The 25335-nt window shown below is 72.0% G+C and carries 17 protein-coding genes and 1 pseudogene; 9 read left to right on the plus strand and 9 right to left on the minus strand.

What is annotated here, in order from left to right; genetic code table 11:
• Positions 1-56: 56 nt before the first annotated feature.
• The 3 genes from HHX35_RS36125 to HHX35_RS36135 form a co-directional block, all read right to left on the minus strand.
• The gene (locus tag HHX35_RS36125) at positions 57-1145 is read right to left on the minus strand and encodes a hypothetical protein (RefSeq protein ID WP_182903108.1); all 1089 of its coding nucleotides are present in this window, start codon (positions 1143-1145) and stop codon (positions 57-59) included.
• 5 nt (positions 1146-1150) lie between these two features.
• Positions 1151-4708 (minus strand): WD40 repeat domain-containing serine/threonine protein kinase, encoded by a 3558-nt coding sequence (locus HHX35_RS36130; protein ID WP_182903109.1) that lies wholly within the window; start codon positions 4706-4708, stop codon positions 1151-1153.
• 161 nt (positions 4709-4869) lie between these two features.
• Positions 4870-6015 (minus strand): DUF3103 family protein, encoded by a 1146-nt coding sequence (locus HHX35_RS36135; RefSeq protein ID WP_182903110.1) that lies wholly within the window; start codon positions 6013-6015, stop codon positions 4870-4872.
• 514 nt (positions 6016-6529) lie between these two features.
• Here HHX35_RS36135 and HHX35_RS36140 point away from each other — a divergent pair.
• From HHX35_RS36140 to HHX35_RS36155, 4 genes are all read left to right on the plus strand, one after another.
• Entirely contained in the window at positions 6530-9883 is a 3354-nt protein-coding gene (locus tag HHX35_RS36140; RefSeq protein ID WP_182903111.1) for a BTAD domain-containing putative transcriptional regulator, read from the plus strand.
• Between the two features lie 211 nt (positions 9884-10094).
• The gene (locus HHX35_RS36145; RefSeq protein ID WP_182903112.1) at positions 10095-12398 is read left to right on the plus strand and encodes a nitric-oxide reductase large subunit; all 2304 of its coding nucleotides are present in this window, start codon (positions 10095-10097) and stop codon (positions 12396-12398) included.
• Entirely contained in the window at positions 12395-12982 is a 588-nt protein-coding gene (locus HHX35_RS36150; RefSeq protein WP_182903113.1) for a hypothetical protein, read from the plus strand. Before HHX35_RS36145 ends, HHX35_RS36150 begins: the two co-directional genes overlap by 4 nt.
• Positions 12982-13728 carry a slipin family protein gene (locus HHX35_RS36155; RefSeq protein WP_182903114.1) on the plus strand — a complete coding sequence of 249 codons (747 nt, stop codon included), beginning with the start codon at positions 12982-12984 and terminating at the stop codon, positions 13726-13728. The genes HHX35_RS36150 and HHX35_RS36155 overlap by 1 nt, the downstream gene beginning before the upstream one ends.
• A 4-nt stretch (positions 13729-13732) precedes the next feature.
• Here HHX35_RS36155 and narI read toward each other — a convergent pair whose 3' ends face one another.
• From narI to HHX35_RS36180, 5 genes are read right to left on the minus strand one after another with little or no spacing between them, the layout of a single operon-like run.
• Positions 13733-14467, minus strand: a complete 735-nt coding sequence (narI, locus tag HHX35_RS36160; protein WP_182903115.1) for a respiratory nitrate reductase subunit gamma — start codon at positions 14465-14467, stop codon at positions 13733-13735.
• The gene (narJ, locus tag HHX35_RS36165) at positions 14464-15171 is read right to left on the minus strand and encodes a nitrate reductase molybdenum cofactor assembly chaperone (protein WP_182903116.1); all 708 of its coding nucleotides are present in this window, start codon (positions 15169-15171) and stop codon (positions 14464-14466) included. Before narJ ends, narI begins: the two co-directional genes overlap by 4 nt.
• Complete coding sequence (gene narH / locus HHX35_RS36170; RefSeq protein WP_182903117.1) at positions 15168-16823, minus strand: nitrate reductase subunit beta; 1656 nt, start codon at positions 16821-16823, stop codon at positions 15168-15170. The genes narJ and narH overlap by 4 nt, the downstream gene beginning before the upstream one ends.
• Positions 16823-20488: a nitrate reductase subunit alpha gene (locus tag HHX35_RS36175; protein WP_182903118.1), complete on the minus strand. Its 3666-nt coding sequence runs from the start codon at positions 20486-20488 to the stop codon at positions 16823-16825. Before HHX35_RS36175 ends, narH begins: the two co-directional genes overlap by 1 nt.
• The gene (locus HHX35_RS36180) at positions 20488-20976 is read right to left on the minus strand and encodes an MFS transporter (protein ID WP_182903119.1); all 489 of its coding nucleotides are present in this window, start codon (positions 20974-20976) and stop codon (positions 20488-20490) included. Before HHX35_RS36180 ends, HHX35_RS36175 begins: the two co-directional genes overlap by 1 nt.
• 339 nt (positions 20977-21315) lie before the next feature.
• Between HHX35_RS36180 and HHX35_RS36185 the strand changes: the two genes are divergently transcribed.
• Complete coding sequence (locus tag HHX35_RS36185) at positions 21316-21630, plus strand: hypothetical protein (RefSeq protein WP_182903120.1); 315 nt, start codon at positions 21316-21318, stop codon at positions 21628-21630.
• A gap of 102 nt (positions 21631-21732) precedes the next feature.
• Here HHX35_RS36185 and HHX35_RS36190 read toward each other — a convergent pair whose 3' ends face one another.
• A complete protein-coding gene (locus tag HHX35_RS36190) occupies positions 21733-22290 on the minus strand; it encodes a hypothetical protein (RefSeq protein ID WP_182903121.1) in 558 nt (185 codons plus the stop codon).
• Positions 22291-22412: 122 nt separating this feature from the next.
• Between HHX35_RS36190 and HHX35_RS36195 the strand changes: the two genes are divergently transcribed.
• From HHX35_RS36195 to HHX35_RS44080, 4 genes and pseudogenes are all read left to right on the plus strand, one after another.
• Positions 22413-22985: a TetR/AcrR family transcriptional regulator gene (locus tag HHX35_RS36195; protein WP_259405700.1), complete on the plus strand. Its 573-nt coding sequence runs from the start codon at positions 22413-22415 to the stop codon at positions 22983-22985.
• A gap of 144 nt (positions 22986-23129) precedes the next feature.
• Entirely contained in the window at positions 23130-23987 is an 858-nt protein-coding gene (locus tag HHX35_RS36200) for a hypothetical protein (RefSeq protein ID WP_182903123.1), read from the plus strand.
• Between the two features lie 190 nt (positions 23988-24177).
• Positions 24178-24636, plus strand: coding sequence for a VOC family protein (locus HHX35_RS36205; protein ID WP_205826240.1), 459 nt, complete (start codon positions 24178-24180; stop codon positions 24634-24636).
• Positions 24637-24956: 320 nt separating this feature from the next.
• Positions 24957-25335, plus strand: a pseudogene (locus tag HHX35_RS44080) (hypothetical protein); the annotation flags it as partial.

The following is a 25335-nucleotide window of genomic DNA, read 5'->3' on the forward strand; positions in this document are numbered from 1 at the left end:
TGGCGATAAGTGCCGCGCGTCGTGTCCTGACCCGTGACACCCGTCATATCCGCAGCTCAGCCGGTCGGCGTAACACGAGCCGGAATGGGCGGCTCAGGTCGCGGTGAGCCTGCGGACCGGTGACTTGCACGACCGGCGCTGCGACGGCGCCTGCGAGTCGAAGCGAACCTGCCAGTCGCCCGTCGACGGCACCTTCTTCCGCAGGGTGAACCTGCCGTCGGAACCCGTCGTCGCCGACCCCTGCACAGCGTCGGCGCCCGAGCCCGACGGGTCGAACCAGAGGCGGACGCGCTGCTGGGGCAGCGGATCCCACCGGGCGGGCCCCCGGCGGGCTCGACCCGGACGAGCAGTTTTCCGGTGTGGGTCGCCTTCCTGCCTCGCCTGCCGCTCTTGGGGCTCGCCGAATAGGTGATCGTGGTCCGGGCCCCGGCGGCTCGCACGGTCGAACGGACCTCGGCGCTCCTCGCGGCGGTCGAACGCACGCGGTCCTCTGCGGCCCTGCGGAACTCCGCCGACCAGAACCCGGACTCGGTCGCCGTCACCGTCGCGTCGAACCGGCCCGACCTGCCGGTGACCACCCGCGCCACCTCCCTGCGGGCGAGCATGTCGTCGGGCCGGAACAGCAGGGCGACCGTCCGGCCGGGAAGACCGCCCCAGTCGTCCTTCCCGGTCATCGTCTCCAGGCGGCCCGAGACGGTCAGCCGACCCCCCTCGTCGATCGGATCCGGGGACAGCTCGAAGCCGTCGATCCTCGACAGCCGCAGCCCCTCCTCGGCGCGGACCTCGAACTCCCGCTCCTCGGAGACGCCGCCGGCGCCGACCACGACGCGCCAGGTCCCCACCGCCGAGTCCCGGCCGAACGCGTGCCCGGCCCGCCACCGCTCCTCGAAGGGCGTGCGCTCCTCGCGCTCGAAGCCCAGGCCCGTACGGGACCCGTCCGGGGCCACCAGGTCGCCCTTCACCTCGGCGGACGACCCGCTGGTGACCACCTCGAAGGTCGCCACGACCCGGTCCTCGCCGCCGATCGGGACGGGGTCGGGATCGACCTCGACCGACTCGATCTCCACCGGCTCGGTCTCCATGGGAGCGCCGTCGCCGCTGGGCCGTCGCAGGAGCCGCGCGAGCAGGTGGTGGATGATCGTCATATCGCTCAGCACACCTTCCGGTAGGGCGCCTCCGGCACGAGGCGCCGCCAATCGTCATCTCCCAGGGCGCCGCCCGCCCGCGCGCACACCTCGGCGGCGGCCCGTTCCGGGTCGATCGTGTAGCGCCGCAGCGTCCCGTCCTCCCCGGCGCTGTAGAGGTACCGCCCGTCCGCGTCGAAGGCGAGCGCGAGCACCCGGCCGGTGTGGACGGCGTACGGCAGGCCCAGCGGCGACCGCGTGCCGGCGTCCCACAGGCGGACCTCCCCGCTCGTGCCGCCGGTGGCGATCAGCCGCCCGTCGGGCGAGTAGGCGAGCGCCACGACGTCGTCGAACCGTCCCTCCTCGGGCGCGAGCGTCCCCGTACGCCGCAGCGTGCGGGCGTCCCACAGGCCCACGCCGGCCTCGTGGAAGCCGGTGGCGATCACCGAGCCGCCCGGGCTGAACGCGATCGACCGCACCCCGTCGAGGACGGGCCCGAATGGACGGCCGGTGACCGTTCCTGTGGCCAGGTCGACCAGTGCGGCGTCCCGCCCGCCGATCGCGAGGACCCGGCCGTCCGGGCTGACCGCCATGACGTCCCATCCGCTGCGGCGCGGGACGGGAATCTCCGCGCCGCGGGCGAGGTCCCACACCCGGACCGGCTCGTAGTCCTCGGCGACGGGTGCCACGGCGAGGACCCCGCCCCCGACCGCCAGCCCGCCCACCGAGCCGGCGCCCGCGACCGGGACGCGGCGGAGCGGGCGGCCGTCCGGCACGCTCCAGAGGCTCACCGTCGCGGCCCCGCCCCCCGCCTCGCCCGCGGAAACGGAGGCGAGCGTGCGGACATCGGGGAAGGCGAGCGCCCCGGCCGGTGCGCCGCCGAGCGGCGGCCCGAGGCGGATGTCCCTGGCCGGATCCCACAGCAGCGGCCCTTTCCCGGCCGGCGAGACGGCGAGCGTCCGTGCGCCGGGGGCGAAGGCGGCGGCGACCGCCGACGGGGACACCGCCGTGGATCGGGCCCCCGCCCCGGCGTCCACCGTCGCGACCCTGCCGCCGCTCAGCAGGTAGCGCAGCACCGGGCCGCCCGCCGCGCCGGTGGCGACCCTGATGTCCGGCATGCCGGTGGTGTCCCCCGGCGTGGAGTAGGCCAGCAGGCCACCGCCGTCCGCGCTCCACAGGCCGGCGCCGGTGCGGTCGAAGGTCAGGACGAGCCTGCCGCCGTCGCCGTACGCGAGCCACACGGCGGAGGCGCCCTCCAGGACGGTGGCGCGGCGGCGGCCGGTGGACAGGTCCCAGAAGCCGACGTTCCCGCCGTGGCCGACCGCGATCGTGCGGCCGTCGGGGCTGAAGGCGACGGCGTCCCCCCTGCCGCCCGCGGGGGCGGGAAGGCGCCGCGGGCCGCGCGCACGCCCCGCGACCGGCTCGTACAACCGATATCGGCCGTCGTCCAGCAGCACGGCCGCGTGCCGCGTGGAGACCACGACCCCCTCGGCCCGCTCGTCGCGCACGTCGAGGAGTGCGACACCGCGAAGGGCGTCCCAGACCTGGCCCCGATGACCGGGCGCGAGCACGGCGAGGCGCCGGCCGTCCGGGCCGAACGTCATCTCCAGTGCGCCGTTCCCGAACGCCGGCCCGAGCGGACGGCCGGTGGACAGGTCCCACACGCGCAGACGGCCGCCGTCGGAAACCGCGAGGCGGCGCCCGTCGGGGCTGAGCGCCACGGCGTCGGGGTCCGGTCCGATGCCCTGGGCGCCCCCGGCCGCGCGGTGGGCGGCCACCTCCCACAGGACCGCCCTGCCGGCGTCGGCGACGGCGAGCAGCCGGCCGTCCCCGCTCAGGTCGAACCGGGCTCCGGCGGTGACGGGCGGGGGCGGGTCGATCCGCCGGAGCGGCTGGGCGAGCGAGCTGTAGAGGGCCGCCCGCGCCTCGGGCACCCCGGCCAGCCGCCAGGCGGCCACGCTCAGCGCCATCGCCCGGGTGGGATCGGACGAGCGCGAGGTCTCGGCCAGGGCGGCGAGCCGCCGGGCCACGGCCACGTCCCGCTGCCGCTCGGCGGACGACTTCAGGTTGAGGGCCAGCCCGGCCGAGGTCGCCGCGACGGCCACGAGCACGGCGAGCGCGGCGGTGAGGCGGCGGCGCCGCCGGGCGCGGACCTGGACGAGGGCCCGGGACGCGTCGAGGAACGCCTTCTCGAGCGTGTTCAGCGTGACGTGATGGCGCGCGGTCGCCGCCCAGCCGAGCGCCGTCTCCAGCGCCGTCCCCTGGTAGAGGTCGCCGGGACGCCGCCCGTGCAGGTCCCACGTGCGGGCGGCCTCGGTCAGCGGCCGCTGCACCCGCAGGCCCGCCCGATCCGCGTCGACCCACCCGCGCAGCCGTGGCCAGGCGCGCAGCAGGGCGGTCGCGGCGAGCGCGACCGTCTCGCCCTCCCGGACGACGAGGTCGGCGCGGGCGAGGCCCGACAGCACCCGGCCGGCCGTCTCCCAGTCGACCACGCCGTCGAGGAGCTCGTCCTCGGGCACCGGACGGGGAAGGTCGTCGTCGCCCTCCCCGGGCACGACCATGCGCAGCAGGATCCGCGGCACCAGCGCCTGGTCGGCCGGGACGAGCGCGCCGTACGCCTCCTCGGCCACGGCCGCGAGGGAAGGCGGCGCGACGGCCCTGGACGACCCGAGACCCTCGGCCGTACGGGTGCCCTCCGCGAGCAGCGCCTCGCCTCGCGGCGACGGGTGCCCGAGCAGCGTCGCGAGGAGGGTGTCCGCGTCCGGTCTGGCCTCCGGGTCCTTGTCGAGCGCGCGGGCCACCAGGCCGCGCAGCGGCTCCCCCAGCGCCGTCAGGTCCGGTTCGGCCGCCAGGATGCGGTGCAGCAGGGCCGCCACCCCGGTCAGCGCCTGCCCCGCCGCGCCCGGACCGCCGCCGGGTACGGGCAGACGGGCGGCCCCCTCGGCGAACGGCTCCCGGCCGGTGGCGGCGAACAGCGTCACGGCTCCCCAGGCCCAGATGTCGACGGCAGGGCCCGCCCGCGTCCCGAGCACGCTTTCCGGAGCCATGAAGGCCGGTGTGCCGGCGACGTGCCCGGTCGTCGTCAGCGACATGTCGGCGGTCCGCGCGATGCCGAAGTCGATGACCCGCGGGCCTTCGGGGCCGATCAGCACGTTGTCCGGTTTGAGGTCGCGGTGGACCACCGACGCCCCGTGTATGGCGGCCAGCGCCGTGGCGATGCCCGTGGCGAGACGGTGCAGCTCCCCCGGTCCGTACGGCCCGTCCCGCGCGACCGCCGCGCGCAGGCTCGGCCCGGCGACGAACTCGCTCACGATGTACGGCTGGGGACCCTCCAGATCGGCGGCGATGACCCTGGCCGTGCAGAAGGGCGCGACCTGCCGCGCGGCGGCGACCTCCTTGGCGAACCGCGCCCTCGCCCGCGCGTCGCCCGGCCCGCCCGGCGGGCGGAGGACCTTGACGGCCACCCGGCGGCCGGCCTCGTCGTAGGCCTCATATACGACGCCCTGCCCGCCCTCGCCCAGGCGCCCGGCCAGCCAGTAGCCGCCCAGCCTGCGCGGATCGCCGGGGAGCAGGACGGTCGCCATCCAGACCTCCCGCCAGCCGGAGACCGCATGCCCCGATCGTGCTACGGGGATCCGGTGCCGCCAAGACCAGACGGGTGATCGGTGTCTCGCCGTTCCGTCCCCCGGGATGGGGCGGCCCCGGGCGCGGAAAGCGCCCGGGGCCGTCTGAGCCGGATGTCGTACTACAGCGTCTTGTAACCGAGGCGGACGTGCATCCCGTCGGGGTCCGCGGCGCAGTTCAGCAGGGCGCCCGTGATCGAGACCGCCACGTTGACGTTGTAGCAGGAGTCGACCCAGTCGTCGTCGTCCGTGACCCAGCCCGTCGGCAGGGCACTCACGATCTTGTCGGCCACCTGCACGTACTGGCCGTTGCCGCTGACGACGAGCGCTCCGTCCACGACCGCGCGGACCAGACCGGACAGGTCGGCGTTGTCGTCGTGTTCCATCCACACCACGTCGAGGGAGCTCCAGCTGAAGTTGGACCATTCGATCAGGACCTGTCCCGGGGCGTAGGACTTGCCCTCCTCCTGGATGTAGGGCATCTCCAGCTGGTCGACCCGGGCCTTGCCGTCGGTGCCCGCACCCGCGACCCAGGCGTAGATCTCCGGGCCGCCCTTGTACCACGGCTCGTGGTCGTTCACGTTGGTGATGCGGAAGATGGTGGACACCGGACGGGTTCCGGCGGCCGCGCTCTGCTGGGCCTCCTCCGCCGAGCGGTCGGTGCCGCCGATGCCGGCCGCGGTCAGGGCCTGCCGGATCGCGCGCTGCGCCAGCTCGGCGTCCTTGCGCTCGTCGAGCCCGACGACGAGCACGGGGCGCTCGGGCGCCTTGAACGCGTCGAGTTGCCACGCGCGCCCCTTCGAGTCGTACGCGACGAGGGTTCGCACCTTCTTCTCGTCGGCCGAGGGCGTGGCCGTCACCAGACTGCCTGCCGAGATCCGCCCGGCCATGGCCGGATCGATCCGGATCTGCAGCAGCGACTCCTGCGCCTGGATGCCCTTGAGCCGCAGCACCTCGGTGTTGGCCCTGCGGGCGTATTCGGCCAGTTCTCCGGTGCCCGGTGCCGAGGCGAGCAGCGCCGCGAGGTCGGCCTCCCCGTCACCGGCCAACTCGTGGATGAGAGCGTCCCGGAACCGCGGCTCGTCGAGCCGCCGGGCCACCTGCTCGGCCAGATGGCGCTTGAAGCCGTCCATGGCGGCCGCCCGCTGGTCGGCGGACGGCACTGCGACGGACTGGAGGGAGGGAAGGGGCGTGGCCGCCGCGGAGGGTGCGGCGGCCACGCCGCCGAGGAGGGCGGCGGCCAGGGCGATTGTGGGGATTCTCTTCATCGACTTTCCTCACGTCTGGTTGACACGTCCCGGCAGGAGCGGCACGCGGCCGTCCGTGCGGGCCCGTCGGCGTGGGTCTCACGAGACGGTCAGGCGGACGCACCGGCCGTGCCGGCGCTTCGACACGACACCGCCGACCGCTGATGAACCGTGGCGGTACGGCGAGTTCGTGCCGGGAGAATCGTCACATTTGCCACTTACGACGTACTTTTCGCCGAAGGAAACCAGCACTTTCGATTTCTCTTAAGCAGCCGGAAAGCAGCCGAAGCGCCCCGTCGGCCGCACGGCGCTCCTATCCCTCCCGACCAGCGCGGACTCTTTCATTCGCCGCACCATGTGGTCGTCATATCGAAAATCGGGGTCCCGCTTCCGGTGGATTGGGCATCCGTCTCACGAGTGACGAGCCGGGGTGATGTTCTCCGTAATCATGCGGAAGTAGCCGCCAACCTCACCTCGCCAGCAGGCACCGGTGCGGAACGGCGAAGCAGGGCGCTCGGACAGGGGGATCGAGAAGTTGCTTCACGAGCGACACGGCACGAAGGTCGCATTCCGCGTTCTGGGCTCGCTCGAGGTCTACATAGGGGGAACGCCCGTCAGGCTCGGCGGCCGCAAGCAGAGAGCGGTTCTGGGGCGGCTGCTCGTCGCGCCCGGCAGGGTCGTCCCCACCGGCACCCTCATCGAGGACCTGTACGAGGGCGCGGCACAGGACGGCGCGCTGCCCTCGCTCCACGTGCACGTCTCCAACCTGCGCCGGGCCCTCGAACCGGGACGCGTTCCGCGCACTCCGTCCCGTCTGCTCGTCGCCCGCCCGCCCGGCTACCTCCTCGTCGCCTCCGACGTCGACGCGCTGAAGTTCGCCAGGCTCGTCACCGGCTCGGAACACCTGCCCGCCGAGCGGGTGCTGGCCATGACGAAGGAGGCGCTGGCGCTGTGGCGCGGGACGCCGTACAGCGAGTTCGCCGGGGAGCTGTGGGCGTTACCCGAGGTCAACCGGTTGTCCGAGCTACGCCAGGTGGCGGTGGAGCGCCACGCCGCAGCTCTGCTGGAGCTCGGCCGCCCGCAGGCGGCGATCCACGACCTGGAGCATGAGTCGGCCGAGCACCCGCTGCGCGAGCGGCTGTGGTGCCTGTTGGCGCTGGCCCTCTACCGCAGCGGGCGGCAGGCGGACGCCCTGGCGGCGCTACGCCGGGCGCGCGAGATCGTCAGGGAACAGCTCGGCGTGGATCCGGGCCCCGAACTGCAGGCTCTGGAAGACGGCATCCTCCGGCAGGACCCGTGTCTCCTGCCCCCGTCGCGGCCCGTCCCCGTACCTGCCCCACCTGTGCCTGCCCCACCTGTGCCTGCCGCATCCGGGAGCGACCACGCGCCGTCGAGGCAGGGCCGGGACGAGCAACTCGAGGAGATGGAGACGGTGCTCCATCGCGGCGGGGTCAACACCATCGCGGTCAGCGGCGAACCGGGGATAGGCAAGACGTGGCTGCTGCGGTCCTTTCTGCAACGGTGCACCCGGACGGACGACCTCGTGGTCCTCTGGGGCGACTGTCAAGAGGTCGACGGCGCCGTGCCGCTCTGGCCCTGGATCCCGGCTCTGAGGACGCTGGCGGGGGTCCATCCGCCCGGCGACCGGGCCGCGTTGGCCGGCCTGCTGAGCGGCGAGCCCCCGGCCGGGCTGCCGGGCGGAGCGAATCTCCAGCGGCGCCGGGCCATCGCCGACTGGCTCGTCTCCGCCGCCCGGGTCCGGCCGACCCTTGTCGTCTTCGACGACCTGCACTGGGCGGATGCTGCGACGCTCCGGTTGCTGGGCGACGTGATCTCCCTCACCAAGGACCGGAAGGAGCAGCTCCAGCTCACGCTGGTCATGGCGTTCCGCGACGACGTGGGCTGCCCCGCCGTTGAGGACCTCTTGCGCCGGCTCGCCCGCCACGGTCTGCTGCGCCTCCACCTGACCGGCCTCAGCGCCGACGCCGTACAGGCGGTCGCGGCGGCCATGAAGACCGAACTCGACGCGTCCAGCGCCCGCCGGCTGACCGAGCGCACCGGCGGCAACCCGTTCTTCGTACGCGAGATCCTCCGGCTGCTCTCGCGAGGGCGCCCTCTGGACACGCTGCCCGGCGCGGTCGCCGATCTCATCGGCCAGCGGCTGGCCACGGCCGGCCCGATGGTGGACGACGTGCTACGGATCGCCGCGGTCGTCGGCCGCGAGTTCGACCCCGAGGTCGTCGCCGAGGTCCTCCGCGCGCCGGCCTACCACGTGCTGGACCGGGCCGTCAGGGCGGGGCTGGTCGTCCCGGCCGGCAAGCGCCTGGCCTTCGCCAACGACCTGGTGAGGGAGACCCTCCTTCAGCGGATTCCGCCCCTGCGCAAGGCCACCGTCCATCGAGAGGTGATGACGGCCCTCGCCGCCCGCCCGGGTGTCGATCTGCCGGTCGTCGCCCACCACGCGATCGAGGCCGGCCCGGCGGCCTACGGGGAGGCGGTCCGCTGGTGCAGGGCGACGGCTGAGCAGGCGGCCCTCCGCTTCGACTATGAGAATGCCGCCATCTGGTGGTCGCATGCGGTGGCGGCGCACGGCTCCTCCGCCGGAGATCCCGCCGACCATGTGGAACTCCTGTTATGCCAGCGGCGGGCCCTGCTCGCGGCGGGAGATCCGGCGCGCGCCCGGCAGGTGTGGGCGCAGGCCCTGAGGGTCGCCGACCGCATCGGCGGCCGGGACGGCGCCGAACTGGCCGTGCGGGTCCTGACGGCGCTCGACGCGCCCTCGATGTGGACGGCATGCCGGACGTGGGACGAATGGGACGTCCGGCTGGAGCATCGCTTCGAGATGGCCCTGCGGACGGTGCCCGACGCCGACGGCCCCGTACGGGCGAGGCTGCTCGCGGGGCTGGCCCAGGAGCTGTACAGGAACCGGGACACCCGCAGCCGCCTCTACGCGGCCGAGGCCGTGGCGATGGCGCGCAGGATGGACGAACCGCTGCTGCTGATGCAGGCGCTCAACACGCGCTACGCCTCGATTCCCGGCGAGGACGGGAAGCAGCGGCAGGCGACGGCCGAGGAGCTGAACGGGCTGGCACGGCGAACGTCGGCGCCTGACTTCGAGTTGCTGGCCCAGATGATGCTCACGCACCACCGGCTGCGGGAATACGACGTGGCGGGAGCGGACCGGGCGGCGGCGCGCTGCGACGCGCTCCTCGAACGGCTGCCGTTGCCGGGACCGCGATTCCATCACACCCTGTGGCAGGCGGGGCGGCTCGTCCTGGCCGGCAGGTTCGGCGGCGCCCAGCGCTTGTATCGGGAGGCAGAACGGCAGGCCGACCGGATCGGCATGTGCGACGCGGGCGCCGCCGTGACACTCGGCCGCGTCGTCCTCGCCTACCATCGGGGGACGATCGCCGAGGCGGGGCCGCTGATCGGCTCTGTCACCGGCCTGCACCGGGCCGTGGAGCAGAGCCTGAGAGTCCCCCACCTGTCGGCGCGGGGCCGGGCCGAGGAGGCGAGGAAGACCGCCGGCGACGGCTGGCTGTCTCCGCCCGCCGATTCGTCATGGCTCACCGCGACGTGTCTTCAGGGGGCGGCACAGGCGGCGATGGGTGACGTCGTGGCCTGCGGGGTCACCTACGACGCCCTCCTCCCCCACTGCGGCCGGATATCGGTGGGCGCCGCGTTCGCCTTCCTCGGGCCCGTCGACTGGTTCCTTGCGATGCTCGCCTGGACCAGGAACGACCGCGCGGCCGCCCGGCGGCACGCCGCGGACCTGGCGGAGCGTGCCGGACGTGTGGGCCTGCTCGCGTGGCGCGACCGCGCGCTGGGGGTGGCGCGGATGGGACGCTCACCGCTGGAACCGCCGGACGGCGACGCCTTAGGACAGTGAGACGCCGTGGCCGGCGAGCGGGTCGTGGCCTCCCCACGTTCTCCGCGGACACGGGGGCGTCCCGGAAGTCTCCCATGATCGTCGACTCCGCGCTGCTCGCCCGGCTCGCAGCGCAGGAGTCCGGCACAGAGGGCGTGTCTTCTCGACCGGTACGGCCGGCGCCCGATAGGAGTAGGAGCACTCTCCCCTTCCTGATCGAGATCGGTGATCGATGGTGCCAGGGGCGGGGACGCGCAGAGAAGTTCTGGTCTCGAGGCACTGGATCCAGGCGGCGGCGCTGGTGGCGGTGTTCGGGTTCTTCGTCATGGGGGTGCTCGCCTTCCGCACGTACACCGCGGGGGCGCCCGTGCCGCGGCTCGTGGTGAGCGAGTCAGGCCAGGAGTTGTACACCGGCCGCGACGTCGCCGACGGTCAGAAGGTCTTCCTGGCCAACGGGCTGATGCAGTACGGGTCGGTGCTCGGGCACGGGGGCTACCTCGGGCCGGACTACACGGCCGACTACCTGCGCCGCGCCGCCACCGCCGCCCTCCGGGCCCGCGGCGGCGGCGACCGGGCAGGTGAGCAGGTCAGGCGGGAGTTCCGCGCCAATCGCTACGATCCCCGTTCGGGGGTGCTGACCTACACGCGGGCACAGGCGGACGCCTTCACCGCTCTCGTCGGGCACTATCGCGACTACTTCGCCGACCCCCGCACCGACAAGGGGCTGCGCCCGCACGCGATCACCGACCCGCGGCAGGTCCGTCAGCTGACCGCGTTCCTGTCCTGGACGGCCTGGATCGCCTCGGCCGAACGCCCCGGCGCGGTCTACTCCTACACCAACAACTGGCCCGCCGAGCCGCTGGTGGGCAACGCGCCCACCGCCGACACCGTGCTGTGGAGCGTGGTGTCGCTGGTCGCCCTGCTGGTCGGCATCGGGGCGCTGTTCGGAGCGGTCGGCCGCTGGGGCGGCCATCTGGGCTGGCGAGGCCGTCAGGCGGAGGCCATCGACTTCCGCTCCCCCGATCAGGTGGCGCTCACGCCCGCGCAACGGGTCACCGCGTTCTTCTTCCTCGTCGTCGCGCTGCTCTTCCTCGCCCAGGTGCTGCTGGGCGGTGCGACGGAGCACTATCGGGCCGATCTCACGAGCTTCTTCGGCCTCAACCTGGCCGAGTTGCTGCCCTTCAACCTGGCCCGCACCTGGCACCTGCAACTGTCGCTGTTCTGGGTGGTGGCCGCCTTCCTCGCGGCCGGCATCTTCCTGGCTCCGCTCATGGCCGGAACCGAGCCGCGTGGGCAGGGGAGGCTCGCCTGGACGCTCCTGGCGGCCCTGGCCGTCGTGGCGTTCGGCTCCCTCGTCGCGGAGGGGCTGAGCATCCACGGGTTCGTCCGGCCGGGCAACTTCTGGGGCAGCCAGCAGTTCGAATGGCTCGACCTCCCCCGCGTCTGGCAGATCCTGCTGGCCGCCGGCATGGCGCTGTGGGCGGTGATGATGTGGCGCGTGCTCCGGACGACCCTCGCGAGGGACAGCCGAGGCAACCTGCCCTGGATGTTCTTCCTGTCGGGCCTGGCGATCCCCGGTGTCTACGCGATCGGACTGCTGGCCCGCCCGGGCGACACCTTCACCGTCACCGACTTCTGGCGGTTCTGGGTGGTGCACCTGTGGGTGGAGGACTTCCTCGAACTGTTCACCACCGCCATGGTCGCCTACATGTTCGTCCAGCTCGGCGTCGTGCGGGAACGGGTCGCCCTCGTGGTGATCTATCTGGACATCATTCTGTACTCGGCCGGCGGCGTGATCGGCACCATGCACCATCTGTACTTCAGCGGCACGCCCGTGGAGCATCTCGCGCTGGGCGCGTTCTTCTCCGCGATGGAGGTCGTGCCGCTGACCTTCCTGACCGTGGAGGCGTGGGCGTTCGTGCAGCTGGGGGCACGCCAGCACATGGAGTCGCGCACCCCGTTCCCGCACCGCTGGGCCGTGATGTTCCTGGTCGCCGTCGGGTTCTGGAACTTCCTCGGCGCGGGCGTCTTCGGCTTCCTGATCAACCTCCCGATCGTCTCCTACTACGAGATCGGCACCGGCCTGACCGCCAACCACGCGCACGCCTCGATGATGGGCGTCTACGGCATGCTCGCCATCGCCCTGGGCCTGTTCGCGCTGCGCTACCTGATCCCCGCCGACCGGTGGCCGGAGAAGTGGGCCAGGGTCTCCTTCTGGTCCCTCAACATCGGCCTGGCCTGGATGTGCTTCGCCACCCTGCTGCCGCTCGGGCTCCTGCAACTCCACGAGTCGGTGGCCTCCGGCTACTTCGAGGCGCGCTCGCTGGGCTACCTCACCGGCCGCACCAACACCCTGCTGGAGTGGCTGCGGCTGCCCGGCGACGTGCTGTTCATCGTCGGGGGCGTGCTGCCCTTCTGCTGGATCGCCTGGCTCGGCGTACGCCACCGGGGCCGCCGTGCGGCGGCCGACCCGGCCACCGGGCTCACTCCCGCGCCCCGGCTGTCGGACATCCGGGAGCCGGTGGACACCGCATGACCGGTCCCTTCACCACGGAGGCGGTCCTGGCGTACGGCTACGCGGCCGGGCTGCTCGTCGCCGCCGCCGGGCTGGACCGCCTGGCCCGCCACATCGCCCGGCGATCCGAACGCCACCGCACCGGAGGCTTCACCTACCGGCCCGAGCACGACGCCTGGGTGTGCCCGGCAGACCAGTTGCTCTGGCCCGTCGGCCAGGACCGGCACCACCGGCTCTACCGGGCCAGGCCCTCGGTCTGCAACGCCTGCCCCCGCAAGCCCGACTGCACTCCCTCACGCCACGGGCGCGAGATCGTCCGGGCGCTGCGGCCCTGGCCGCACTCCGAGGCGGGGCGCTTCCATCGCGGGCTCGCCCTCGTGCTGGTCGTCCTGGCCGCCACGCTGACGTTGATCGAGGCGGTGCGTCACCCCGCCTGGCCCGATCTCGCTCTGGCCGCCGCCGCACTCGCGGCCACCGCCGTGACGGGATGGTGGCTGACCGGCCACCTGCGCGCCACCCCCGCCGGCTTTCCCGGCCCCTTCCCCGAGCCCGAGGAGAAGGCGACGAATCGCGACCGGTACACCACCGTCTGGAGGTCGGAGTGATGATCTGGGCGACCGCCGTGGCGGCCCTTCTCCTGGCGGGCGCCCTGACAGGAGTGCGGGTGCTGCGCGAGTACGAACGGGCGGTCGTGTTCCGGCTCGGCCGGCTGCTGCCCCTGCGAGGGCCCGGGCTCGTGGTCCTGGTTCCACTGGCCGACCGGATGGTCCGCGTCGACCTGCGGACCATCGCCCTCACCATCCCGCCGCAGGAGGCGATCACCAGGGACAACGTCCCCGTCCGGGTCAACGCGGTCGCCTACTTCAAGGTCGTGGACCCGGTCCGATCGGTCAACGAGGTGGAGAACCACGCGGTCGCGACCTCCCAGCTCGCCCAGACGAGCCTGCGCTCCGTGCTCGGCCGCCACGACCTCGACGCACTGCTCGCCGAACGCGACCGGCTTGGTGAGAGCCTGCAGAAGGTCCTCGACGAGCAGACCGAGCCCTGGGGCGTGAAGGTCGACCTGGTCGAGATCAAGGACGTCGAGATTCCGGAGGCGATGCAGCGCGCCATCGCCCGGCAGGCCGAGGCCGAACGCGAACGCCGCGCCAAAGTGATCAACGCGGAGGGCGAGGTCCAGGCCGCGCAGAACCTGCGCGACGCCGCGCGGATCCTGTCGGCCGACCCGGCCGCCATCCAGCTGCGCTATCTGCAGACCCTGCTCGAACTGGGCGGCGAGGGCCGTTCGACCATCGTCTACCCGGTGCCGATCGACCTGCCCGCCTCGACTTTCCTGAGGGGATCTTCCTGAGCTGTCAGGGGCGGCCCGCGGGCTCCCAGCCGCGGCGGGGCGGGCGCGACCCGGCGTGATCGTCCCGGCTGCGGTAGACGATGTACGGGCGGGTCAGGTATCCGACCGGGGCGGTCAGCATGTGCACCAGCCGGGTACACGGCCAGACGGCGAACAGGACCATCGCGCTGAGCGCGTGCAGCTTGAACAGGATCGGCGCGGCCGCCATCAGGTCCCCCTCGGGCTGAAGGTAGAAGACCGACCGGAACCACGGCGAGATGGTGGTGCGGTAGTCGTAGCCGCCGCCGAGGACGTTGGCGACGACCGTCGCCGCCAGCCCGAGCGCGATCGTCAGGGCGAGCAGCGCGTACATCAGCTTGTCGTTGCGGGTGGTGGCGGTGAAGACCGGGCCGACCGTGCGGCGGCGGTAGATCAGGATGGCCAGGCCCGCGACGGTGCAGACGCCGGCGACCGTGCCGAGCACGACCGCGGTGAGATGGTAGGCGTGCTCGCTCACCCCCGCGGCCTCGGTCCAGTTCTTGGGGATCACCAGGCCGCCGATGTGGCCGAGGAGCACGACCAGGACGCCGAAGTGGAACAGCGGGCTGCCGATCCGCAGCAGCCTGGACTCGTACATCTGGGAGGAGCGGGTCGTCCAGCCGAACTTGTCGTAGCGGTAGCGCCAGATATGGCCCAGGACGAAGACCGTCAGCGCCACATAGGGGGCGACCACCCACAGCGTCACGTCGAGGGCGTTCACCGTCGACCTCCCCGCCGTCCGCCGCCGAAGGGCGCGGGGACCGCGTCGGGCGCCCCGCCGCCGTACGGGCCGAGGCCGTGGGGTTCCGGGCTGTGGGGTTCGAAGCCGTAGGGCTCGAGACCGTAGGGTTCGAGGCCGACCTCCTCGGCCGGTGGTCCCTCTTCGGCCAGCCGCAGGGCGGCACGGCGCTCCCGCTCGGTCGGCGGGGGCAGCGTCGCCAGCACCGCGGCGACGACGCCGGCGTACGGCGACTTCTCCTCGCTCAGGGCACGCAGCAGCGTCTCGAGGCCGGCGCGGTGCTCGCGCAGCAGCCGCAGCGCCACATGGGTGGCGCCACGCCCGGACAGCTCGCACACGACGCCCAGGTGGTCGGGCAGCTCCCCGGTGACCTCGAAGCCCGCCGCCTGGTACGCCTGCTTGAAGCGCAGCAGGGCCATCCCGCGCCGCCGGGTGTCGCCGTAGGTGTAGTAGGTCAGATAGGGGCAGCAGCGGCGCTTGAGGTCGAACGTCGCCACGTAGTGCTCGGCCAGCTCCGCCAATGGGGTGGCGGCCACGTGGTCGAGGAAGGCGGCCAGCCGCCTGGCCGGCTCGCCCGGCTCCAGCTCCGCCACCGTGGCCTGCAGCAGCGGCAGCGCCCCGGCCAGCCGCTCGTCCGGATACGACAGCAGCACCGAGGCAGCCAGGTGCACCGCGCGGTCGCTCACGACTTGTCCTTCCGCTTGGGGAACAGCCCGTCCGGGGTGCCCTTGCCGTCCCAGTTGAGTAGGTTGACCCGGCCGCGCAGCTCGTCCGCCCGGCCCAGGTCGTCGGTGGCCTGCCGTTCCTTCAGCGCGTGGAAGTTCTCCACGGCGACCGGCGCGGGCGGGCCCGACGCCTCACCGAACGGGCCGCCCATGCCGGGGCCGCCCTCGTAGTCGAGGCTGCACCCGGTGGCGAGCTCCTCCAGCCGGGCGCCCTGCTCGGCGTGCGCCTTGGGGATGACGTACCGCTCGCCGTAGGGGGCGATGGCCAGCAGCCGGTACATCTCCTCCATCTGGTCGCCCTTGAGACCCACCGCGGCGGGGATCGACTCGTCGCGCTCCCCCGCGAGGTTGATCCCCCGCATGTAGGACCGCATGGCGGCCAGGCGGCGCAGCACCGCGCGTACGGGCTCGGGGTCGCCGGCGGAGAACAGCTCGGCCAGGTAGCCGATCGGGATGCGCAGCGCGTCGATGGCGCCGAACAGGTTGCCGGCCCGCTCGCCGTCGTGACCGGTCTCGCGCAGCACGTCGACCACGGGCGACAGAGGCGGGATGTACCAGACCATCGGCATGGTCCGATACTCCGGATGCAGCGGCAGCGCCACGCCGTAGTCGAAGATCAGCTTGTGGATCGGGGAGTTCCCGGCCGCCTCCAGCCAGTCCTCCGGGATGCCGGACGCCCGCGCGGCGGCGATCACTTCAGGGTCGCGAGGGTCGAGCATGACGCTCTTCTGCGCCTCGTACAGGGCCTTCTCGTCCGGCGTGGACGCGGCCTCGGCGACGCGGTCGGCGTCGTAGAGGATCAGCCCGATGTAGCGCAGCCGGCCGACGCAGGTCTCCGAGCACACCGTCGGGATGCCGACCTCGACCCTCGGATAGCAGAAGGTGCACTTCTCGGCCTTGCCGGTGCGGTGGTTGAAGTACACCTTCTTGTACGGGCAGCCGGTGACGCACATCCGCCAGCCCCGGCAGCGGTCCTGGTCGACCAGCACGATGCCGTCCTCGGAGCGCTTGTACATGGCGCCGGAGGGGCAGGAGGCCACGCACGACGGGTTGAGGCAGTGCTCGCAGATCCGCGGCAGATAGAACATGAAGGCCCGCTCGAACTCGAGCTTGACCTGGTCGGACACCTTGCGCAGCACGGGGTCGGCGGGGGCCAGCTCGGGCGCGCCGGCGAGGTCGTCGTCCCAGTTGGCGCTCCACTTGATCTTCGTCGGTTCGCCGGTGATGAGCGAGCGGGGCCGGGCGACCGGGGTGTCCTCGGTGACCGGCGCGGAGAACAGGCGGTCGTAGTCGTAGGTCCAGGGCTCGTAGTAGTCGCCGATCGACGGCATGAGCGGGTTGGCGAAGATGGTCAGCAGCTTCTTCAGCCGCCCGCCGGCTTTGAGCTGGAGCCGGCCCCGCCGGTTGAGCTCCCAGCCGCCCTTCCACTTGTCCTGGTCCTCGTAGGTGCGGGGGTAGCCCTGGCCGGGCCGGGTCTCGACGTTGTTGAACCAGACGTACTCGGTGCCGGCCCGGTTGGTCCACGCCTGCTTGCAGGTGACCGAGCAGGTGTGACAGCCGATGCACTTGTCGAGGTTCATCACCATCGCCAGCTGAGCCATCACGCGTGTCATCAGTAGTCCACCTCCTGGGCGCGGCGGCGGATCACCGTGACCTCGTCGCGCTGGTGACCCGTCGGCCCGAGATAGTTGAACGCGAAGCTGAGCTGCGCGTACCCGCCGATCAGGTGGGTGGGTTTGATCAGCAGGCGGGTGAGGCTGTTGTGGATGCCGCCGCGACGGCCGGAGGTCTCGCTCTTCGGCACGTCCACCACGCGCTCCTGGGCGTGGTACATGTACACGGTCCCGGCGGGCATGCGGTGGGAGACCACGGCCCGCGCGACGACCACGCCGTTGCGGTTGACCGCCTCGACCCAGTCGTTGTCGCGGATGCCCGCCCGCGCCGCGTCGGCCGGGCTCATCCAGATGGTCGGTCCGCCCCGCGACAGCGTCAGCATCAGCAGGTTGTCCTGATACTCCGAATGGATCGACCACTTGGAGTGCGGGGTGAGGTAACGCACCACGATACCCTCCTCGCCGCCCGGCCCCGCGGCGACGGCGGCGGTGTTGAGCGGCGGCCGGTACACGGGCAACGCCTCGCCGGCCTCCTGCATCCAGTCGTGGTCGAGGTAGAAGTGCTGGCGGCCGGTGAGGGTGTGCCAGGGCTTGCGGTGCTCGACGTTGATGGTGAAGGCGGAGTAGCGGCGGCCCCCGGTCTCGCTGCCCGACCACTCCGGCGAGGTGATCACCGGTGTCGGGCGTGACTGCGTGTCGGCGAAGGTGATCCGCCGATGCTCGTCGGCAAGGCCGCCGAGATCGGTGCCGGTGCGGCGGGCCAGGGTCGCGAACCCCTGGGCCGCCAACCGGCCGTTGGTGGTGCCGGACAGCGCGAGGATCGTCTCGCACATCGCGACGTCGGTCGCCAGGGAGGGCCGGCCGTCGGCCGCTCCCCCGCGCACGGTCCCGTTCACCCTGCCCAGCCGTTCGACCTCCGCCGCGACGTCGAACGTGACGCCCTTGGTCGTGGCGCCCAGGCGCTCGGCGAGCGGGCCGAGCGCGGCCAGCTTGTCGGCGATCGCGCCGTAGTCCCGCTCCACCACCACGATCTTGGGGAACGTACGGCCGGGCACCGGCTCCTCGCCGGTCTGCCGCCAGTCGCGCACCCGTCCGTGCGGGCTGGCCATCTCGTCGGGCGTGTCGTGCAGCAGCGGCACGGCGACCACGTCCCGGCGTACGCCGAGATGGTCGCGGGCCAGCGCGCTGAACGCCCGGGCGATGGCGTGGAAGGCGGCGAAGTCGGTGCGCGTCTGCCACGGCGGGTCGATGGCCGGGGTGAACGCGTGCACGAACGGGTGCATGTCGGTGGACGACAGATCGTGCTTCTCATACCAGGTGGCCGCGGGGAGCACGATGTCGGAGAACAACGTGGTCGAGGTCATCCGGAAGTCCAGCGACAGCAGCAGGTCGAGCTTGCCCCGGGGCGCCTCGTCCCGCCAGGTCACGTCGCCGGGCCGCCGGTCCTGGCCGTTCTCCTCCGCCCGCACCGCGTCGGAGGCGCCGAGCAGGTGCCGCAGGAAGAACTCGTTGCCCTTCGCGGAAGAACCGAGCAGGTTGGCCCGCCACACGGTGAGCACCCGCGGCCAGTTCTCCGGCGCGTCGGGATCCTCGCAGGCGAAGCCGAGACGGCCCGCGCGCACCTGCTCCACCACGTACGGGCCGGTCTCCCGGCCGGCGCGCTCGGCCTCGTCGGCCAGGTCGAGCGGGTTTCGGTCGAAGGTGGGATAGGACGGCATCCAGCCCAGGCGCGCGGACTGGGCGAGCAGGTCGGCACTGGTGCGACCGGTGAAGCCGCCGCCGAGCGGCGAGGCCACCACGTCGGCGGTGTGCTCGTCATAGCGCCACTGATCGGTGTGCAGATACCAATAGGCCGTGCCGATCATCTGCCGGGGCGGGCGGGACCAGTCCAGGCCGGAGGCCATCTGCGCCCAGCCGGTGACCGGGCGGCACTTCTCCTGCCCGACGTAGTGCGCCCAGCCTCCGCCGTTGACGCCCTGGCAGCCGGTCAGCGTGACCAGCGCGAGGAACGCCCGGTACATCGTGTCGGAGTGGAACCAGTGGTTGGTCCCCGCCCCGAGGATGATCATCGAGCGGCCGCCGGACTCCTCCGCGTTGCGGGCGAACTCCCGCGCGATGCGCGCCGCCGCGTCCGCCGGCACCGAGGTGATCGCCTCCTGCCAGGCGGGGGTGTACGGCTGCGCCGGGTCGTCGTAGCCGGACGGCCACTCCCCCGGCAGCCCGTCGCGGGCCACGCCGTACTGCGCGAGCATCAGGTCGAAGACCGTGGTCACCAGGTGGCCGCCGACGCGGCGGGCGGGCACCCCGCGGCGCATCACTCCCGTGCCCGGGTCGTCGAACCTGTCATCGAACCTGTCGTCGAACCGGGGCAGCGCCACCTCGGCCGCCTCCCCCTGGTCCGCCAGGGTGAGCACCGGGTCCACCTCGCCGAGGTCGAGATTCCAGCGGCCCTCGCCCTCGGCGGAGAACCGGAAGCCGAGCGAGCCGCCCGGCACCACCGGTTCGCCGTCGCGGGCGTCGAGCAGGACGGTCTTGAAGGCGGCTTCCTCGCCCTCCTCGCCCAGGTCGGCCGAGGTGAGGAACTTGTCCGGCACGTACGCCCCGTCGTGCTCGCGCAGCCGTACGAGGAAGGGCAGGTCGGTGTAGCGCTTCACGTAGTCGAGGAAGCGGGGGGTCTGCCGCTCGACGAAGAACTCCCGGAGGATCACGTGGCCCATCGCCATGGCCAGGGCGCCGTCCGTGCCGGGGTGCGGGGACAGCCACTCGTCCGCGAACTTGGCCGCGTCGTTGTAGTCGGGGGCCATGACGACGACCTTCTGCCCCCGATAGCGGGCCTCGGCCATGTAGTGGGCGTCGGGGGTGCGGGTGACCGGGACGTTGGAGCCCCACAGCATCAGGTAGGAGGCGTCCCACCAGTCCGCCGACTCCGGCACGTCGGTCTGGTCGCCGAACACCTGCGGCGAGGCCACCGGCAGGTCGGCGTACCAGTCGTAGAACGACAGCATCGTGCCGCCGAGCAGCGAGACGAACCGCGCGCCCACGGCGTGGGAGACCATCGACATGGCCGGGATCGGAGAGAAACCCGCGATCCGGTCGGGCCCGTACGCCTTGATCGTGTGCACGTGCGCGGCGGCGACGATCTCGGCGGCCTCGTCCCAGGAGACGCGGACGAGGCCGCCCCTGCCCCGGACCTCCTGGTAGCGGCGGCGCTTGACGGGATCGGTCGTGATCTCCGCCCAGGCCGCCACCGGGTCGCCCAGCCGTGCCTTCGCCTCGCGGTACATCTCCACCAGCACGCCCCTGGCGTACGGGTAGCGCACCCGCGTCGGCGAGTAGGTGTACCAGGAGAAGGCCGCGCCGCGCGGGCAGCCGCGCGGCTCGTATTCGGGCCGGTCGTCCCCGACACTGGGGTAGTCGGTCTGCTGGGCCTCCCAGGTGATGATGCCGTCCTTGACGTACACCTTCCACGAGCACGACCCGGTGCAGTTCACCCCGTGCGTCGAGCGCACCACCTTGTCGTGGCTCCACCGGTCCCGGTAGAACACGTCGCCCTGCCGCCCGCCGACCTGGTGGAGCGTGCGCAGGTCCGGCGACACCTCGCCGCGGCGCAGGTGACGTCCCAGCCCGAGCAGGGCGTCGCTGACCGGCCCGTCGATCCTCGACATCAGATTCCCTCTTCCTGGGTCAGTCGGGCGATCCTCGGAGACCGCAGCACGAACCAGCAGTAGACGAACGCAGCCGCCGCGACGGCCGCCAGCAGCATGAGCCCGATCGCGTACGAACCGGTGGCCTGGTAGATGAGGCCCAGGACGAACCCCCCGGCCAGCAGCGCCGGATAGCTCCCGGCGAAGGCGAGGAAGACCACCGGGACCACGCCGAGCATGCTCGCCACCGCGAACATCAGCCGCCCGCCGTACCGGTCGGTCAGCGCACCGAGCACGATCCGGCCGAGCGGCCCGACGATGACCGGGATCGCGACCAGGACCGACGCCTCGAACGGCGTCAGCCGGAGCATCTCCTTATAGGTCGAGCTGAGCGGGCTGAGCAGCGCCCACGCCCAGAAGTTCACCGCGAACCCCGCCGTGGCCAGAATCAGCGCGGTCGTACGGCCGCCCTTTCGCGTCTCGTGGACGGCTGCCGTGCCGACTGTCATTCCGTTCCTCCGGGGGAAGAGGATCTTTCCGCCTCACCCTTCCGTTGAGACCGGCGGGGACGTCAGGGACTTTGGTCCTTCAGCCGATACCCAGAAGACCATCCCGTATCCCCCGAATCGCCGGTATCCCCCGAATCGGACGTGCCGTCGCATGCGCCGGGAATGGACTTCGGTCCCCGCCGGGCCGGGCTCTGCTGGAGCGCGTGCACGCCCAATCCGCCGCGCCCACGGCGTCACCGGCGTCTGACTCGTGCCGCCTCTCCGAAGCCGACGACCGTCGGGAGATCCGGGGACCTTCGGCCCTCCACGCGCGGGGGCGGCCGGCGGGACGGTTGGGTCATGACGATCCTGAGCGGGCAACCCCGTCCGATCCCCCGGCCCCAGGAGGACGAAGAGCACCGCGAACAGGCCACGGGTCCGCTCGCGCGGCTCGCGGTGCGAGAGGCCCTGCACGAGGCGTTCACCGACGTGGTTGACGACGTCCGCCTGGCGGAGGTGGACGGCATGGCGCACGTCTACGTGTCCGTCCGCCTCACCGCCTCCACATGTCCGGAACGCATCCGCGCCACCGCCCGTGAGGCGTATCGGGCCGTTCGCGGTGAGCCGGTGGTCGCCCATGTGGCCGTGTCCTGCTCCACTCACGGACGCCGGTGACCGCCGCGACGCCGCTCCCAGGTCTGGCTCACCCGCCGATGCGCAGCGCCTGCTCAGGGGGCACCGTGGTCGGCGGCTGACGGTTCCGGCAGCGGACGGGGTTCAGGTGCTCTTCGCGGTGCGGTGCAGACGCAGGGCGGAGATGAGGAAGAAGACGCCGCCGACGGTCGCGTACCCGGCGAGGCTCGTCAGCGATGCGGTCGGCGTACCGGCCTGGAGGATGAACCCCGTCCCGGCGATCGCGGAGATCGCCCCGCTGAGGATCATCGCCCATTGACCGCCGAGCCTGCGGCGGCTGACGGCCACGATGAGCTGCACGATTCCGGCGGTGATCGCCCAAGCGCCCCAGACGCGCAGCACCGCGGGCACGCCCGAGGCGGCCGTGGCGGCAAGGCCGATGGCGGCGAGCAGGCTGAGGGCCAGGTTGACGTAGAGGGCCGCGGCGGGGCGCGCGGTTTTCGAGGAGCGCAGATCGACGACGGCCGCGGCGACGTCGAACAGCGGGTAGATCACGAGCAGTGCCACACTCACTGGGTCAGAACCTGGTCCGGTCAGGAACAGCAGGACCGCCCAGATGAGGGCGAATCCGAATCGCACCAGGTAGAGGTTGCGCAACGCGGCGGCAGTGCCGCCGGCTTTCACATCAGTGGCGGTGGTCATTCTCTATCTCTTTTCGATAGGAGGATTAGGTAGAATGACTAGTAACTCTACCGCGCTGACAGTAGCTCGGCGCTGAGGTCCGGCGCAAGGGGCGAAGAGGAGGGACGCGTATGATCTCGAGCATGAACAGCCCCATGCGTGAGCGCCTCCTCGAGGCGGCGACCGAGCTGTTCTACGCGCACGGGCTCCGCGCGGTGAGCGTCGACAAGGTCATCGACCTCGCCGGCACGACGAAGGTGACGTTCTACCGACACTTCAAGAGCAAGGACGACCTCGTCGTCGCCTACCTCGAACGCCGCGCCGCACTCGATCGGGACGGCATCGGCGAGGCGATCAAGCAGGGCGACGGCGATGTCGACGCCACCCTGCGGGTGATCTCCGAGGCGATCGGGATCATCGCCTGCGCGCCCGGCTTCCGCGGCTGTCCCTTCATCAACGCCGCCGCCGAATACCCTGACCCGGACAGCCCGATCCGCAAGGCCGTCGACGCGCATCGCCGCTGGAACAAGACGACGTTCGAACAGCTCGTCGCCCCGCTCGGTCTCACGAATTCCGGAGACGTCGCCGACGACCTGATGCTGATCCGCGATGGCGCCATGGTCGCCGGATACCTCGACCAGCCGGCGACCGTCGCCGCCTCGTTCCTCCGCAGTAGCCGGGCCGTCATCGGCACCGGCGACTCGCCAGGGAGATGAGCCCGCCCGCTCCTCAGGTAGTCCTTGACGTACGCGCACCCGCGTCCCGTACGCGGATGGTGGGGTGCCCCTCTATCGGGCTGGGCTCAGCTGACGGCTGTTCCGTCGCCGATCGTGTGGCGACGGTTCTGGCAAGATCACTGCATGGTGCGGTTGGCCGGAGCGCTTCTGGCGGTGGTGCTGCTTCTCAGCGGTAGCGCTGGTCTGAGGGGACGGCCCACGTTCGGGGAGGACGCCACATGGGCCGTCTCGACCTGGCGGACGAGCGGCGCCGCGAAGATCTGGCGTACGGGTTTCGTCCCGTTCGAGGACCTAAGCACGATGTCGCGCAAGACGCGCGAGCGGATCAACCATGAGTACGGCTGGGTCGTGGCCGGCCCGCTCCCCGCTCCGCCGGCTGAGGGGCGGATCCGGTGGGACGACGGGTCCACGATGCGGGTCCCCGTGATCGGACCGCGCGAGGCGCTGATGGCGTTGTCCGCCTGGCCGGAGGAGTACACCTTCCCCGATGACGAGGAGTACAAGCTGACCGGCGCCACCTTCACGACGATGCGGCTGAGGACCTCACGCGGTATGGCGACCCTGCCCGCCTGGCGGCTGTACTTCTCGAACCTTCCCGGCCCGATAGACCATGTCGCGGTCGATCAGAAGGTGGTCGGCACGATCGACGACGCTGTCGGCGACTACTCGTTGGCCGACGAGCAGATCACAGACTTCGAGGTCCTCGACGAACGCACGCTGCTGGTGAGTTACGACTATGGCCGGTGCACCAGTGAACCGCTTCCCGTCAGCGTACGAGTGCGGGAGGAGCCGGACGTGGTGGTCCTGGGGATCGACCTCCCCTACGAGGCCCCCGGCCCGTGCGCGGGCGTCGGCGGGTTCGGCAAGGGCGTCATAAGGCTCGACAAGCCGCTGGGTGACCGCGTGGTCGTGGACGCGACAAGCGCACTGCCTGTCCTCTGCCGTCGTGCGCGGAACACGTGCCGCGCCGGCCGCGGGTGACACTTTCCTCCATCGACTCCCGACGCCTGCCGGCGGGCCTGCTGGAGGCTCGAAGTCGCTCACGTGGCAGGTAGATGGACAGCCCGCAGGGGAAGGGGCGCCCACTCGTCGACGATCTTCGGGCACATGGATGGTGGCGGCCCCTCCCGTCCGGACCGTGCGCCGACAATTGTCGGTCGGGGGAGGCAGTATGGCTGCCATGGTTTCTTATCAGCTGGTCATTGACTGTGCGGCACCCGAACGGATGGCCCGGTTCTGGGCGGGCGCGCTGCGGTACACGGTGGAGCCGCCGCCGGGCGGATTCGACACGTGGCGGAATTACTGGCGCAGTGTCGGAGTGCCCGAGGACGAGCTGGGCGAGGGGGACGGCAGCGACAGCATCGTCGATCCCGAGGGGCACGGGCCGAGGATCTGGTTTCAGCAGGTGCCTGAGGGCAAGGCGGTCAAGAACCGGTTCCACCTGGATGTGAAGGTCGGCGGCAAGCGGGAGGACGTACCGCTGGAGACCCGGAAAGCGCGGGTGGATGCCGAAGTGGAGCGGCTTGTCCAGGCGGGGGCGTCCGTTGTGCGGGTGCTGTCGCAACCTGGGGTTGATCACTATGCGGTGGCGATGGTGGATCCCGAGGGGAACGAGTTCGACGTGGTCTAGCGCCGTTTTCCGCACGTCATCACGGCTATCCCGCGTCTCCGCCCGCCCGCGCAGCGGCCGGGCCCAGTGCCCGGGGTGATGCCCGCGACGGTTTCCGGGGGTGGGGGTGACCACACAGCCGATGCCGGTCAGCGTTGGTGAGGCCGCAGCCCGGTAGGGCTCGACCGCGAAAGCCCCATCTGCCGGGCTTGGACCGAAAGTCCCACGATCACGGGACTTCGAGACGACCGGAGCGTGCCGTACGGCTCCTGCGGCGCACCCGCTGCCCGCGGTTTCCTTGAGGTGTCACAAGAGAGCAAAGACGTTGAAAGGGGCCGGTCATGGCCATCACCCAAGGGCGCAACCAGAGGAACCACCGCCTCCATGACGCCGCTCCCGCCGCGGCCACCGTCCCCGCCCCCCGCACACACGGCGAGACCATCCCCGCCGCCACCACCGGCCCGGCCCGGTACGCATGGGCCGCCGCCCGCATCGCCATCGGCTGGGTGTTCCTGTGGGCCTTCCTGGACAAACTGTTCGGCTGGGGCTTCGCCACCCCCACCGCCAAGGCCTGGATCAACGGCGGCAGCCCGACCACCGGCTTCCTCAAGGGCACCGCCGACCACACCTTCGGCGGCCTGTTCAACACCCTCGCCGGCCAGCCCTGGGTCGACTGGCTGTTCATGACCGGCCTCGCCGGCATCGGCACCGCCCTCATCC

This window comes from Microbispora sp. H10830, assembly GCF_014161375.1.
Lineage (GTDB): Bacteria > Actinomycetota > Actinomycetes > Streptosporangiales > Streptosporangiaceae > Microbispora > Microbispora catharanthi.